This window comes from Cobetia sp. L2A1 (assembly GCF_009796845.1).
In the GTDB taxonomy this organism is placed as follows: domain Bacteria; phylum Pseudomonadota; class Gammaproteobacteria; order Pseudomonadales; family Halomonadaceae; genus Cobetia.
Genome location: NZ_CP047025.1, coordinates 328835 through 343045 on the forward strand (window position 1 = coordinate 328835; position 14211 = coordinate 343045).

The window sequence follows — 14211 nt, forward strand, 5'->3', positions numbered from 1 at the left end:
AGCCGGGAGGCCCCATGAGCCAGAAACGTGAGAGTCGACTTGAGAATCATGCACCTGCCAGCGGCTCCGACTGGACCTTCGAGCTACTGGAGCATTTTGAACATGAGATTGCGCGCATAGCGGCACAGTATCGCCTTGATATCTATCCAAATCAGATTGAGGTCATTACGTCCGAGCAGATGATGGACGCTTACGCCAGCATCGGCATGCCGGTGGGTTATCACCACTGGTCCTTCGGCAAGCAGTTCCTCTCGGTAGAGCAGGCCTACCAGCGCGGTCAGATGGGGTTGGCTTATGAGTTGGTGATCAACTCCGATCCCTGCATTGCCTATCTGATGGAAGAAAACACTCTGATGATGCAGATTCTGGTCATGGCACATGCCTGCTATGGCCATAACAGCTTCTTCAAGGGTAATTATCTGTTTCGGGCCTGGACGGATGCCTCGGCCATCATCGACTACCTCGTCTTCGCACGGAAGTACGTTGCAGAATGCGAAGAGCGTCATGGTGTAGACGCCGTCGAGCAGCTGCTGGATGCCTGTCATGCCCTGCAGAACTATGGCGTGGATCGTTACAAGCGTCCCTCGCCCATCTCGCCGGAGGAAGAAATACAGCGTCAGCAGGAGCGTGAAGCCTATCTGCAGGCGCAGGTGAACGCACTATGGAGCACGATTCCACAGGCGGGGGAGGAGGCCGAGATGATTGATGAGGTTAATGATCCGCTCGGTTTGCACCGACGTGGTCGCTATCCCTCTGAGCCGCAGGAGAATTTACTCTATTTCATTGAGAAGAACGCACCTCTGCTGGAGCCCTGGCAGCGCGAGCTAGTGCGTATCGTGCGCAAGTTGGCGCAGTACTTCTATCCCCAGCGTCAGACTCAAGTGATGAATGAAGGCTGGGCGTGCTTCTGGCACTACACCATCATGAATCAGCTCTACGATGAGGAGTTGATTGGTGAAGGTGTGATACTGGAGTTCCTGCAATCGCATACCTCGGTAGTGCAACAACCGAGCTTCGATCATCCGCACTACAATGGCATCAATCCCTATGCATTGGGCTTCGCGATGTTTACTGATATCAAACGTATCTGTGAGCATCCGGATGAAGAGGACCGCGAGTGGTTCCCCGATATCGCGGGTAGCGATTGGCTCGAAACGGTGCATTTCGCGATGCATAACTTCAAGGATGAGTCCTTTATCCAGCAGTTTCTGTCGCCCAAGGTGATACGCGACCTCAAGCTGTTTTCGCTGATGGATGATGACCACGATGATCATCTAGTCATCGATGCTATCCATGACAGTCGTGGCTATAAACATATTCGTGAGGCGTTATCAGTCCAGTATGCGCTGAGCCATCGTGAACCAAACATTCAGATATGGGCGGCTAATATTCGAGGTGATCGTTCGCTGACACTACGTCATGTACAGGATGATCGACGGCCTTTGGCTCGCAGTGTCTATCCCGTCATGCGTCACTTGCATCAGCTATGGGGGTTCCCGGTGCACTTGGAGTCAATGGAGCAAGATGAGATCGCCAGACGATACCAGTGGCCATTGCCGGAAGAAGGCAGTACTGGCTAACGACTTATGGAGCAGTGTCTAAAAAACCGCTACAGGCAGTGCCTGTGGCGGTTTTTTTAGTCACGCGACACTCAAGATGCAGTGCATCACGCCGGACGCTTGGTCCAGGACTGGCACCATCCCTTGGGCGCTACGCTGTTACTGGGGAATAGCTGGCAGCCATGGTTGTCAGGTTTGTAGAACATGCAGTTGGTGCAATCTGAGCCAGCCTTGAAGGCCGAATGCTCCTTGGCCTCGCTAGCGTCTTCCACATAATGTAGTGCTTTAGCCTGTGGGTTGGAGGTGTCCAGCAGTGGCAGGTCAGCAGCAAAGGCGCGCGGAGATAGAATAGCGGCACCCAACGGCAGAGCGGCAAGACCCAGCAGGCTGTTACGCATGAAGTTACGGCGACTCTGATTAGCCATGGTCAAGCTCCTTATCATCAATGGCTCGCACCTCTTGGGGCGCGAGTGTAGTCACGAAACGCCTGTCAGGAGGCGTTGGCACACTACCACTGTGCGCATCGGCATCTCATGCACGCGATTTGTCAGGTGCTGCGATCGATGTCAGGTGCTCGATACAGACCAGCATGCATGATGCCGAGGAGTTATCCGCACACCGGTGGTGCAATGGCAGATGCTCTACGTATTATATTGTGGCCCGAGATGGCGCAGGCGTCAGCCTCGGAAGCCGAACTCTGGCATGATAGCGTTTATGTCAGACGATTTGATTCCAGATAATTTGCGATATAGGCAGGTTGGCGCAGATTGAAGTGGATGGCGGTACTCTCGACACGCACGATCGCCAGCACTACCGGACATCATTGCTCACCCCTAGGGAGTAGTCTCATGCACAGTGCCATCATTTTAATTCATGCCGAGCATGGTCGTATTCGCGATGTGGCCGAGCGCATTGCTGCGCTGGACGGTATCAGCGAGGTCTATTCCACTGGTGGTCGAGTCGACATGGTGGCGATTGCTCGTGTGCGTGATTTCGAGCAGCTCGCGGAGTTGGTCACGGGTCGCCTGTCGTGTATTGACGGAATTCGCGACACCGAAACGCTCAATGCATTACAGGTCCACTCACGTCACGATCTCGATACCATGTTTGATCTTGGTCTTTAACGGGCGCGAACGTTGAAAGAAAAAGTCACCATAACAAAAGGGAAGTGGCTGAATGCTGGGAGTGATGGACGAAATACGTTCGGCTGGGCGAAAGCTGTGGCGTGGGTTGGGCGTCAGCCTGGTGTTTGCGTTGGTGGGCAGCGGACTGTGGTGGTGGCAAGAGCGCGACTATCAGCAGTACTACACCTGGCAGGGCGTACCTGAGGCACGTCATCTGGATTGGAAAACCTTTGCGCGTGGTCTTCGCAGCGATGCCTACCTGGTGGGGTGGTCTGACCTGCGCGCCAACCCCTTATGGGTGACATGGCGGCTGGAGGAGGTCGAGGCCTCGCGGCAAGGCAAGCGACCAGATGGCTTTGAGCGCGACTGGCGATCGCTATGGCCGGTATCACCGGATAGTTATCGCGGCAGCGGCTACGACCGTGGTCAATTGGCGCCCAATTATGCGATTGGCAAGGTTTATGGCTTGAAAGCGCAGGAGCAGACCTTCCGCATGACCAATATATCCCCTCAGACTCCGGCGCTTAATCGCAAACTATGGCAGCGGCTTGAAGCAGCGATCATGGATAATATCCTGCCGCGAGAAGGCGCGCTGTGGATCACGGCAGGGCCGGTATTCACTGGCAGCATTGAGCGCCTATCCAGTCTTGTTGAAATCCCTGATGCGTTCTACAAGATCATCATTGCTCCGGGAGACTCACAGCGTCCGCCGCGTGCATTGGCATTCCTGTTTCCACAGCAGGTGCGTGGCGATGAGCCACTTGACCGCTTCCTTGTCAGTATCGATAGAATAGAGGCGCTGACGGGCCTCGATTTCTTCCATGACCTGCCGGACGATGTCGAGCAGCGACTGGAGGCGCAAGTCAGGCGTGATGGCTGGAAGGTCGAGAGCTTCAATCGCACACCGTCACGCTACTGAAGTTGCGAGTATCGATCATCGCGCAGTGGCGCCGAACCACAGAAGTACGTTGCGCTGAAAAGGAGGAATGTCAGGAAAGACAGAAACACGAAAGAACGACGCTAAGCATCGAAAGCTATTGCAGAGATAAAATGGAGGAATATCGCGGTGTCGGTAGCAGGCGCTACAGGAATGACATCGGATGACAACTTGATGGTGCCCAGAAGAGGACTTGAACCTCCACATCCTTACGGATACTAGCACCTGAAGCTAGCGCGTCTACCAATTCCGCCATCTGGGCATCAAGTTGTGTGCTGAAGACTCATGAAAAGAATCTCTCAGCTGAACGATCATGAAACCCTTGGTAGTGGGCCGCATGTTCCCTGTTCGAGTGCGCATCGTGGTGCCCAGAAGAGGACTTGAACCTCCACATCCTTACGGATACTAGCACCTGAAGCTAGCGCGTCTACCGATTCCGCCATCTGGGCGAAGCGCAAAACAGGGGTCGTTCGAGTGTGAGTCTGACGTCTGTGGTGCCCAGGAGAGGACTTGAACCTCCACATCCTTACGGATACTAGCACCTGAAGCTAGCGCGTCTACCGATTCCGCCACCTGGGCAGACTTCAGAACTCGTTCAGCCATACGGCTTGGATAAGTCATCAAGTTATTGAAACCTTGAGGCTTTACCCGCTTTCCGATTTTCATCTTAACGTCAGTGACGCCAACATGAAACCTGAAATTGGTGCCCGGAAGAGGACTTGAACCTCCACGTCCATACGGACACTAGCACCTGAAGCTAGCGCGTCTACCAATTCCGCCATCCGGGCAATTGGTGCCGAATAATACGGACACTTGGCTGAAATGCAAGTGATTTCTATGCCTTGTCCGTCATGTCCTTTCTTTCATCGCGATCAGAGACTTGCTCGTGTTAAATATCATGTACCGCGAACCGCTTGCCAACCTTACTGCTGCGCGCCTTTGAAGCGTGCCTGTACCACCACTTTGAGGTCTTCGCTCACGGCGATGCGCGGGGAATGGTTGGGTCGGCCCGAGGGTACGGGCTATAATGCGCGCATGAGAGACAAACTAACATTCCGTGCCGCGACCGCTGCCCGTCTCGAATTCATCGTCAAGGAATCCTGATTAATGACCCAATGGACGCTCAGCGACGACCCGCACGCGGAACGCGAAGCCCATAAGTACGACAAGCCCATCCCCAGTCGTGAGTATCTTCTCGACAGACTGGAAGAGTATGGCAAGCCCATTACCCACGAGAACATGAGCCGCATGCTCGGTTTCGAGGATGACGACCAGCAGGAAGCTGTGAGACGTCGCCTCAATGCCATGGAACGTGACGGCCAGGTGCTGCGCAATCGCCGTGGCGCCTATGCCCTGATTGACAAGCTGGACCTGATCCGTGGCCGCGTCGTCGGCCACCGTGACGGTTTCGGCTTCCTGGCGCGCGAAGATGGCATCAAGCCAGACCTCGCTGTGCCGCCACGCCAGATGCGTCGCGTTTTCCACGGTGATCAGGTACTGGCTCGCGTGAGTGGTCGTGATCGTCGCGGACGCGACGAGATCACCATTGTCGAGGTGCTGGCACGCAACACGCAGACGCTGGTCGGTATCTATCGTCAGTCTGAGCCCGATTTCGGTGTGCTGATTCCCGAGAACTCGCGCATCGCTCAGGAAGTCATCATTCCCAACCGTGCGGCCAATGGTGCCAAGGACGGTCTGGTGGTTTCCGTACGCATCACCCAGCAACCCGCGACCCGCATTCAGCCGGTCGGTGAGGTGGTTGAAGTGCTTGGCGAGCGGATGGACCCGGGTATGGAAATCGACATTGCGATTCGCTCGCATGACATTCCCAGTGTGTTCCCGCCGGAAGTCGAAGACCAGATCTCGACCATCTCCGCTGAAGTACTGGAAGAAGACAAGAAAGGTCGTATCGACCTGCGTGAAACGCCAATGGTTACCATCGATGGCGAAGACGCCAAGGATTTCGATGATGCTGTCTGCGCCTGGCAGAAAGATAACGGTGATTGGAAGCTGATGGTCGCCATCGCTGACGTATCTCACTACGTTCGTGGCGGCAGCCCGCTTGATCAGGAGGGTTATACGCGTGGCAACTCGGTGTATTTCCCGGGGCAGGTCGTGCCGATGCTGCCTGAGCTGCTATCCAATGGACTGTGCTCGCTCAACCCGAATGTCGATCGTCTGACACTGGTGTGCGAACTGACCATTTCTGGCACCAGTGGCGAGATGCTCGATTATCGCTTCTTTGAAGCCGTGATCCGTTCACATGCGCGTCTGACCTACGAAAAGGTCGCCACGATGCTGCAGGATTCGGACAGCGAAGAAGGCCAGTCGCTGTGCCAGCAATACAATGCGCTATTGCCGTCGCTGCACAACCTGCATGCGCTGTATGGCGTGCTGCGCAAGGCGCGCGACAAGCGTGGTGCGATCGATTTCGAAACGACCGAAACGCAGATCCTGTTCAACGATGAGCGCAAGATCGAGCAGATCGTGCCGCGTACTCGTAACGACGCGCACAAGCTGATCGAAGAATGCATGTTGGCCGCCAACGTGGCGACGGCACGCTTCCTGGATGAGCATGATCTGCCGGCACTCTATCGTGTCCACAAGCAACCGGCACCGGAGCGCCTGAACAACCTGCGCGCCTTCCTGGGTGAGCTGGGGCTGACGCTGGAAGGCGGCGATGAGCCAGCACCGAAGGATTTCCAGACCCTGCGTGCGTCCATCGCCGAGCGTCCGGATCTCGATATCATCCAGACCGTGATGCTGCGCAGCATGACGCAGGCAGTCTATTCGCCGCAGAACGAAGGTCACTTCGGGCTGGCGTATGAGGCTTACGCGCACTTCACCTCGCCGATCCGCCGTTATCCGGATCTGCTGGTTCACCGTGCGATTCGCTCTGTCATCCGCGGTCCGCGCAAGACTGATACTGTCTTGCGCGCCGAAGATGCCGTGACCGAGCGTCCGACCAAGTGGTGCCCGTACACCTTCGAGCAGATGCTCGAGCTGGGTGAGCATTGCTCGATGACGGAGCGTCGTGCTGATGAAGCAACACGTGACGTCAACGACTGGCTCAAGTGCGAGTTCATGAAGGACAAGGTCGGCGAGGTGCTGGAAGGTACCGTGGCGGCGGTCACCCAGTTCGGCCTGTTCGTGCGTCTGGATGCCTACTATGTCGAGGGGCTGCTGCATATCTCCTCGCTACCGTCAGACTACTACCACTACGAGGCCGAGAAGCATCGCCTCAAGGGTGAGCGTGCTGGTGTCAGCTATGGTCTGGGTGATGGCGTCACTGTGCAGGTTGCACGTGTCGACATGGATGAGCGCAAGATTGATTTCATGCTCAACGATCCGACGCCGCGTCCCAAGCGCAAGCCGCGCAAGGCACGCAGTGCTGATCGCAGCAGCGAAACTTCGCCGGCCAAGGATGCTTCCAAAGACGCTTCTGGCAAGGAGTCTGCTGCCAAGGGACGTCCCGGCAAGCGTGAGCGCGAGCGTCTCAAGTCCCTGACCGATGAAGTGGGCCAGGCAGATGGTAGTGAGGCTGCACCTCAGGAAGCCGTTGCCACCGAGCGTCCCGCACGCAAGCCGCGTGGCGAGCGCTCCGCTCGTGGTGATCGTAAGCCGGCTGCTGATAATGAGCGTCAGACAGCGTCGAGCGCTACGCCAGTCGATGCGCCGGCTACTGCGCGTCCGTCAGTCCCGAATGGTCCTGAATCTGCCGACAGTCCCTTTGCTGCTGTAGCGCCGATGGGCGTTGCTGGTAAAGATGATCCATCTCGTAAGCGCGGTTCGCGCTCTCGTGGGCAGCGTGGCAGCGGCCGTAGCTAATCGCTAGCAGGTGAGTTGTTGCATGCAGTCTCAGCCCCGGCCTTGGCCGGGGCTGATGCGTTAGGCGGTGGTATTGTTCGTCAGATATTTACGGCTACTGCCATGGCGGTAGTTCATGTTTCATGGGCCAGTGTCAGGGCCACAAGGCAGGAAAGCTCAAATGAGTCAGGACAAGGGGCGCAAGTCCGGTCGCAGCAAGCCTGTAGGCGAACAGCTTGGCAATGATCGCGGTGCTGATCGTGGCGGCGAGCGTGGTGCAGGCCGTAGAAGTGGCGGTCGTCATTCGTCAGGCAGCTCCCGCGCACCTCAGATTCCCGGTGGTCTGGAAGCCGTCTATGGCGTGCATGCCGTTGAGGCGCTATTGGCGCGTGGACGTGCGCCGAGCGAGCTCTGGGTTCAGGCAGGTGAAGCCGAGACGCGTCTTGCCGATATTATCGAGCAGGCGCGTGCTGCCGGTTCGCGTGTCACCCTGCGGGGTCGTGATGAGTTGGATGCTCTGGCGGCGGGTGGTGGTGCGCACCAGGGTCTTGTCGCCCTGTGTCCGCCGTTGGCAACCGAGAACGAGACGGGCCTCAAGCTACGTCTGGATGGTTGGTCGCATGCAGAGCCGCCGTTGTTTCTGGTGCTGGATTCCGTGACGGATCCGCACAACCTCGGCGCTTGCCTGCGTAGTGCCGATGCTGCGGGCGCACATGGTGTCATCGTGCCCAAGGACAAATCTGCCTCGCTGAATGCCACGGTCCGCAAGGTAGCCTGTGGCGCTGCCGAAGTCGTGCCGGTGTATCAGGTGACTAACCTGGTGCGCACATTGGATGCAATGAAAGAGGCTGGTGTCTGGGTGCTGGGGACGGCGGGTGAAGCTGAAGCGCTGGCTTTCGAGGCAGACTTCACGGTTCCCGTTGCCCTCGTGATGGGCGCGGAAGGCAAGGGCATGCGTCGCCTGACGCGTGAGCACTGCGACAGCCTGATCAAACTGCCGATGGCGGGAAGCGTCTCGAGCCTCAACGTTTCGGTTGCCGCCGGTATCTGTCTGTTCGAGGCAGTGCGTCAGCGTCGCGGTTGATGTTTGTCACGTTGGTGGGTGGAGGGTTGATCAGAGACGGTGCTGGCTCCACGGATGGCTTGCCAAGCCATTGACACCTCTCTACAATACTGCGGTTCTGTGAAGTGCAGTCTGCAGTGAATGTGCGGCAAGGGGGCAACTGTCCTCGTTCGCACGCGCGATTCATGATCTTCGGGTCTGATCGCACAACCGTAGTAATCACTCCACTCCTTGCTTCCCGGCCCGAGACGCGCCGTGGAGGCTGCCAAACCGAAAGGAGCCAAGCCATGCGTCACTACGAGATCGTGTTCATGGTCCACCCGGACCAGAGCGAACAGGTTCCGGCGATGATCGAGCGTTACACCTCTATCGTCACCGAAGCCGCGGGTACTGTGCATCGTCTTGAAGATTGGGGCCGTCGTCACCTGGCATATCCGATCAACAAGATCCACAAAGCCCACTATGTACTGATGAACATCGAAGCAACGGGTGAGGTAGTCGAAGAACTCGAAACTATCTTCCGTTTCAACGACGCTGTCATCCGTAACCTGGTTGTGCGTACAAAGGAAGCGGACCTCGAGCCGTCTCCGATGACTAAGCCGGCTGAAGAGAAGCGTCCGCGTCGCGAAGACAAGCGTGACGAATCCGAAGTCCAAGACGCTAACTGATACCGCACACCCAGGAGGTCATTGCAATGGCACGTTTTTTCCGTCGTCGCAAGTTCTGCCGCTTCACCGCTGAAGGCGTGAAGCAGATCGACTACAAGGACATCGAAGTCCTGAAGTCTTACATCACTGAAACCGGCAAGATCGTCCCTAGCCGTATCACTGGTACCAAGGCTCGTTATCAGCGTCAGCTGGCGACTGCCATCAAGCGTGCACGTTACCTGGCACTGCTGCCGTACAGCGACAGCCACCAGTAAGGCGACACCATGATGCTGGCATTGGCACGTTGGGCCATGCGCGGCCCGTTACAGAGCATAGTGATTGCACTGTTGGCGGGACTCGTACCCTGGCTCTTCTGGTTCAGTGCCGCCATCAGTGCGCTGGTCACGCTTCGGCGTGGCCTTGTACCAGCCGCACCCGTGTTCATCGCCGCCGCCTTGCCGGCGGGCTGGTGGTGGACCCAGGGTGACCCGGTGCCTTTGGCAACCGTGTTGCTGGTCACGTTGATGGCTACCTTGCTGCGCGCTCGCGTGCGCTGGGGAGAGGCGCTGATTGGCGCTAGCCTGACGTCGGCACTGATGGTGCAGTTAGGGATATTCCTGCCACCAGGCGGGGCTGGCCCATTGCTCGAGAGTATTCGTCAGAATGCTCCTGAGCTAGATGCACGCTTGAACGACATTGCCGCTCAAGGCGTGTCGACTGAACAGCTCGCAGGGCTGGTCATCGGCGGCATCACCGGGCTGGTCGTCATGCTGGCTGCCACGGCCTGTCTGGCCCTGGCACGTAGCTGGCAATCCGGGCTCTACAATCCGGGCGGGTTTCGTGCTGAGTTTCATGCCTTTCGGCTGAGTTCACGCGAAACTCTAGTATTGGCAGCCTGCGGGGTTCTTGGCGTGCTGCTGAATGTTCCCGCGGTGCTCCTGCTGATCTGGATACCGCTACTGGTGGCTGGCATCGCTCTGGTGCATGGCTATATCGGGTTAAAGGGGATGAGCGGGTTATGGCTTATCGGCATCTACTTTTTGCTGCTGACCGCCTGGCCCACGATTCTGATTTTGCTGCTGCTGGCTCTTATTGACGTCTTTGCGGATTTTCGCGCACGTCTCGCTGGCAGTCATCGATAAGAGGTTTACGAGATGCAAGTCATTCTGCTCGACAAGATGGGCAAGCTGGGTAACCTGGGCGACCAGGTTTCCGTCAAGGCTGGCTTCGGTCGCAACTACCTGCTGCCGTACGGCCTGGCAGTTCCGGCTACCGCTGAAAACCAGGCGGCTTTCGAAGCTCAGCGCGCTGAGCTGGAAGCACAGGTTGCAGAGCGCAAGACTGAAGCTGAAGCGCGTGCCGCTCAGCTGAATGAAATCGAACTGTCCCTCGTCGCCAAAGCTGGCGAAGAAGGCAAGCTGTTCGGTTCCATCGGTCCGCGTGATCTGGCCGAAGCTATTGCCCAATCTGGTATCGAAATCGCCAAGAGCGAAGTTCGTATGCCGGAAGGCCCGCTGCGCAACACTGGCGAATACGACATCGTGCTGCAGCTGCACGCTGACGTAACCGCTACTGTTCGTGTGGTTGTGGTCGGCGAGTAATCGCTGATCCGTAGCGGCTACCCAGTGTAGCGGCTGCATGCGGTACTCAAACCGCCTTCGCATCCATGATGCGGGGGCGGTTTTTTAATGTCTCGCGTTCAGTGGCAAAGGGAGTTGTGGCGTTGGATGGTACGGGGCTCGGGCATCTTTCCTGATCGAGTTAGTGGTGCTTGACGGTCATGCAGGCAGGGCAAGGCGGAGAAAAATCCGATAGAATGCCTGCCCCCATGACGTGTGTTGTATTCACGGTATTGCTGTTGGCAGATGTGCAGCGATGCACGAGGATAAGCGTTGCACGAGGTTAGAAGCGTCCGTGGGCATGTCAGTCATCAGCAGGAGTCAGTCAGGCATGAGCGAGATGCAGGGTCAGGATCGCGAGACGGCGGCGCTCAAGGTGCCGCCCAATTCGTTGGAGGCTGAGCAATCGGTACTTGGCGGCTTGATGCTGGACAACAGTGCCTGGGATACCGTTTCCGAGCGACTGGTGGCCGACGATTTTTATCGTTACGAGCACCGTCTGGTCTTCAATGCCATGACGCAGCTGGTTGGCGGCAGTCGTCCACTGGATGTGGTGACGCTATCCGAACTGCTGGACAGCCGTGATCAGCTGGAGGCCGTCGGCGGGCTGGCAACGCTGGCCGAGTTGGCCCGTAACACGCCTTCGGCGAGCAACATCAAGGCCTACGCTGATATCGTTCGCGAGCGTGCCACGCTGCGCAAGTTGATTCAGGCGGCCAATCAGATTGCCGAGAGCTCATTCAGCCCACAGGGCCGTGATGCCGATGAGCTGGTCAATGAGGCGGAGCGCCTGGTCTTCCAGATCAGTGAATCACGCCCCAAGAGCGGCGGCCCCAAGGGCATGAGCCAGCTACTGACCGGTGCTGTTGATCGCATTGATGAAATGTTCAATCTCAAGGGCCAGATGACTGGCCTGTCGACAGGGTTCCGTGATTTCGATGAAATGACCTCGGGGTTGCAGCCCTCAGATCTCGTCATCATCGCCGGGCGCCCCTCGATGGGCAAGACCACCTTTGCCATGAACCTAGTAGAGCATGCCGTCGTTTCTGGCGATAAACCTGTTGCGGTATTTTCCATGGAGATGCCTGCCGAATCGCTGATGTTACGCATGATTTCCTCGCTGGGTCGTATCGACCAGACCAAGGTGCGTACTGGCCAGCTCGAGGATGAGGACTGGCCGCGACTGACGTCAGCGGTCAATCTGCTCAAGGACAAGCAGCTATTCGTGGATGACACTGCGGCACTATCCCCCAATGAAATGCGCTCACGCTGCCGGCGTATGGCGCGTGAGCATGGCAATCTTGGCCTGATCATGATCGATTACCTTCAGCTGATGCAGGTGCCGGGGCTTTCTGAAAACCGTACCGCGGAGATCTCCGAGATTTCGCGCTCACTCAAGGGTCTGGCCAAGGAATTTTCCTGTCCAGTAGTGGCACTGTCGCAGCTGAACCGCTCGCTGGAGCAGCGTCCCAACAAGCGCCCGGTGATGTCGGATCTACGTGAATCCGGCGCCATCGAGCAGGATGCCGACGTGATTGCCTTCGTCTATCGCGATGAGGTCTATAACAAGGACAATCCTGATAACAAGGGATTGGCCGAGCTCATCATTGGCAAGCAGCGTAATGGCCCTATCGGGTCGGTCCATATGGCCTTCATCGGCAAGTACACCCGCTTCGAGGACCTGGCACCAGACAGCTACGGCCAGGCTTTCGCTGAATAATGTGATGCGCTTGCGTATCAATCATGCACTCGGGTGGTGGCTGCGGCCGCTGCCTCGCAAGACCCGGAATGACGGGGAGGAGATATCATGGCAGGTGGATTTGGGCGCGGACGCGCACGTACGCCGAAGCTGCAAGGTCGCGGCCCGCTAGAGAGCCTTGAGCGCGAAGGTCCGTTCAAGGAATGGTTGGGTATGCCGGACCTCTATCGCTTCACGCTGGTCGTAGAAGGCGAGACTTACAGCTACCAGACAGAAGACAGTGAAGTGCCGGTAGTTGCTGGAGATATCGTGGTTTTCCGTTACAAGGAAACCAAGGCAGGCAAGTGGATCGATCGTAACTCGCTTGGCAAGACCATCGACCCCAACTCGCTGTAAGCGAGAGGGCGAGTTGCGCGGGCTCTCCTCCGTTCATCATGGATGAGGGCCTGTCAGAGGTGCGCCGTGCGCATCGGCTATTTAGCATGTTCTAACTCATGAATGTGCTGATTCAGGTATGCTCCTTCCTGCCCCTGTCTTTCCTACCCTGCTTACTGATGATATTGCGATACCTCTCCTCGCCGACTGGCGGGCGAGTCGTGCGCACGACCCTTGTGGTCAGCCTTTCTTGCCGGTCTTGCGACACCCTATTTCGCAACTCACTCATGCCTGGCTTCACGCAACGCGAGTCATCGGATCGTCATCTATCTGCCTCGGATCTGTCACCCCTGATCTTCAGTCTGGCGTGACGTTTTTCTGTCCGTGGCGTTTTTCTATCCATGGCAATCAGGACTGCTCTGCACAGGCTTGGCAGTTCCCGGTTATCCCCAGGTCCTTTTCGAGGCGGGCATAGCCAGAATTGGTATTTCCAGCACATATATCCTCAAATATCGCGTCTTTACTGGCGCAGGAGCTTCAACCATGTCCAGAACCGCCGCCGCTTTCAAACCTGCCAGTCTGTTTGCCAGCAACCTCAAGCCCCTGGTGGCTGAGTATCCTGAGCTCGAAGCGCGCATCATCAGCCATGCCGGCAGCCGTTTCTATCTGGTCGAGCTGGTGCTTGAAGCCGCTGATGACAGCCGTGAAGAACGTACTGAAATATTGTCTCGTCGTGGCAAGCCGATGCTGTTCCGCGCATTGGAAGATGTGTACAGCGAATTGCGCCGGGCTGACTTGAACCGTGCCTGGCTAGTATCACAGGTCGCCAATGACGAGATGATCGGTCGTCCGCCCCAGTATCATCAGCCGTTGACCTCGCGCATGCCGCTCAGTTTCTGACATCGCTTTTGACGCTTGCCTCTCCGGAGGCTTTGAAAGATCGGCAGCAAAGCCATTCTCACCCTCCGCGATAGCTCAGAGCGTATCGCTGGAATCAGGCCTGGGGGCGGGCAACCAGCGGCCGATACGCTCGCGGTGACGCGCAAAGAAGCGATAGCTCATATCCATGCCCGGGCGCAGTCCCGGCAGCAGCGATATTCTCACCAGACGTCGATAGCCGAGAACCGCATAGAGCGCTCGGCTGGCATCCATCCCCACGTACCATTCGCCACGGGCATCCTGTACATGCAGGCGCCCCATCATGGTCTTGAATGTCAGTCCCAGTGCTTCGGGCGAGAATTTTTCGTCACGAATGTCGACACTATTGACTCGCTCACGTCTGGGATGACGCGATAGCCAGGCAACCTCGCGCTGACAAAGTGGGCATTTTCCATCGTGATAGAGCGTGACGGGAGCGCTGGCCTGCCAGATACGGCTCATG

At 57.3% G+C, this 14211-nt stretch carries 14 protein-coding genes and 4 tRNA genes; 12 read left to right on the forward strand and 6 right to left on the reverse strand.

The window, feature by feature from the left end:
• Nucleotides 1-14 precede the first annotated feature (14 nt).
• Nucleotides 15-1580, forward strand: a complete 1566-nt coding sequence (locus tag GQR90_RS01520) for a SpoVR family protein (RefSeq protein ID WP_158772595.1) — start codon at nucleotides 15-17, stop codon at nucleotides 1578-1580.
• Between the two features lie 86 nt (nucleotides 1581-1666).
• Here the strand turns inward: GQR90_RS01520 and GQR90_RS01525 are convergent, their stop codons facing one another.
• Nucleotides 1667-1984, reverse strand: coding sequence for a high-potential iron-sulfur protein (locus GQR90_RS01525; RefSeq protein ID WP_158772596.1), 318 nt, complete (start codon nucleotides 1982-1984; stop codon nucleotides 1667-1669).
• 423 nt (nucleotides 1985-2407) lie between these two features.
• Here GQR90_RS01525 and GQR90_RS01530 point away from each other — a divergent pair, with 423 nt between their 5' ends.
• Both GQR90_RS01530 and GQR90_RS01535 read left to right on the forward strand, forming a co-directional pair.
• Nucleotides 2408-2683, forward strand: coding sequence for an Lrp/AsnC family transcriptional regulator (locus tag GQR90_RS01530; RefSeq protein WP_158772597.1), 276 nt, complete (start codon nucleotides 2408-2410; stop codon nucleotides 2681-2683).
• A 52-nt stretch (nucleotides 2684-2735) separates the two neighbouring features.
• Nucleotides 2736-3602: a DNA/RNA non-specific endonuclease gene (locus GQR90_RS01535; protein ID WP_233266383.1), complete on the forward strand. Its 867-nt coding sequence runs from the start codon at nucleotides 2736-2738 to the stop codon at nucleotides 3600-3602.
• Between the two features lie 193 nt (nucleotides 3603-3795).
• Here GQR90_RS01535 and GQR90_RS01540 read toward each other — a convergent pair.
• From GQR90_RS01540 to GQR90_RS01555, 4 genes are all read right to left on the reverse strand, one after another.
• Nucleotides 3796-3882: transfer RNA gene (locus GQR90_RS01540), tRNA-Leu, on the reverse strand.
• Between the two features lie 100 nt (nucleotides 3883-3982).
• Nucleotides 3983-4069, reverse strand: a tRNA-Leu gene (locus tag GQR90_RS01545).
• 43 nt (nucleotides 4070-4112) lie between these two features.
• A tRNA-Leu gene (locus tag GQR90_RS01550) sits at nucleotides 4113-4199 on the reverse strand.
• 122 nt (nucleotides 4200-4321) lie between these two features.
• Nucleotides 4322-4408 (reverse strand) — tRNA-Leu (locus GQR90_RS01555).
• A 319-nt stretch (nucleotides 4409-4727) separates the two neighbouring features.
• On the opposite strand from GQR90_RS01555, the gene rnr reads away from it, so the two are divergent.
• From rnr to GQR90_RS01600, 9 genes are all read left to right on the forward strand, one after another.
• Nucleotides 4728-7448, forward strand: coding sequence for a ribonuclease R (rnr, locus tag GQR90_RS01560; protein WP_233266384.1), 2721 nt, complete (start codon nucleotides 4728-4730; stop codon nucleotides 7446-7448).
• A 160-nt stretch (nucleotides 7449-7608) separates the two neighbouring features.
• Nucleotides 7609-8511 carry a 23S rRNA (guanosine(2251)-2'-O)-methyltransferase RlmB gene (rlmB, locus tag GQR90_RS01565; protein WP_158772598.1) on the forward strand — a complete coding sequence of 301 codons (903 nt, stop codon included), beginning with the start codon at nucleotides 7609-7611 and terminating at the stop codon, nucleotides 8509-8511.
• 266 nt (nucleotides 8512-8777) lie between these two features.
• Nucleotides 8778-9158, forward strand: a complete 381-nt coding sequence (gene rpsF, locus GQR90_RS01570) for a 30S ribosomal protein S6 (RefSeq protein WP_158772599.1) — start codon at nucleotides 8778-8780, stop codon at nucleotides 9156-9158.
• Nucleotides 9159-9184: 26 nt separating this feature from the next.
• Complete coding sequence (gene rpsR, locus GQR90_RS01575; protein ID WP_024952281.1) at nucleotides 9185-9412, forward strand: 30S ribosomal protein S18; 228 nt, start codon at nucleotides 9185-9187, stop codon at nucleotides 9410-9412.
• Between the two features lie 12 nt (nucleotides 9413-9424).
• Entirely contained in the window at nucleotides 9425-10279 is an 855-nt protein-coding gene (locus GQR90_RS01580) for a hypothetical protein (protein WP_158775228.1), read from the forward strand.
• Nucleotides 10280-10291: 12 nt separating this feature from the next.
• Nucleotides 10292-10738, forward strand: a complete 447-nt coding sequence (gene rplI / locus GQR90_RS01585) for a 50S ribosomal protein L9 (RefSeq protein ID WP_158772600.1) — start codon at nucleotides 10292-10294, stop codon at nucleotides 10736-10738.
• Between the two features lie 349 nt (nucleotides 10739-11087).
• Nucleotides 11088-12476, forward strand: a complete 1389-nt coding sequence (dnaB, locus tag GQR90_RS01590) for a replicative DNA helicase (RefSeq protein WP_158772601.1) — start codon at nucleotides 11088-11090, stop codon at nucleotides 12474-12476.
• Nucleotides 12477-12563: 87 nt separating this feature from the next.
• Nucleotides 12564-12851 (forward strand): hypothetical protein, encoded by a 288-nt coding sequence (locus tag GQR90_RS01595; protein ID WP_158772602.1) that lies wholly within the window; start codon nucleotides 12564-12566, stop codon nucleotides 12849-12851.
• Nucleotides 12852-13373: 522 nt separating this feature from the next.
• The gene (locus tag GQR90_RS01600) at nucleotides 13374-13730 is read left to right on the forward strand and encodes a DUF6482 family protein (protein WP_233266385.1); all 357 of its coding nucleotides are present in this window, start codon (nucleotides 13374-13376) and stop codon (nucleotides 13728-13730) included.
• Between the two features lie 75 nt (nucleotides 13731-13805).
• Here GQR90_RS01600 and GQR90_RS01605 read toward each other — a convergent pair whose 3' ends face one another.
• Nucleotides 13806-14210, reverse strand: coding sequence for a thiol-disulfide oxidoreductase DCC family protein (locus GQR90_RS01605; protein WP_158772603.1), 405 nt, complete (start codon nucleotides 14208-14210; stop codon nucleotides 13806-13808).
• Nucleotide 14211 lies beyond the last annotated feature (1 nt).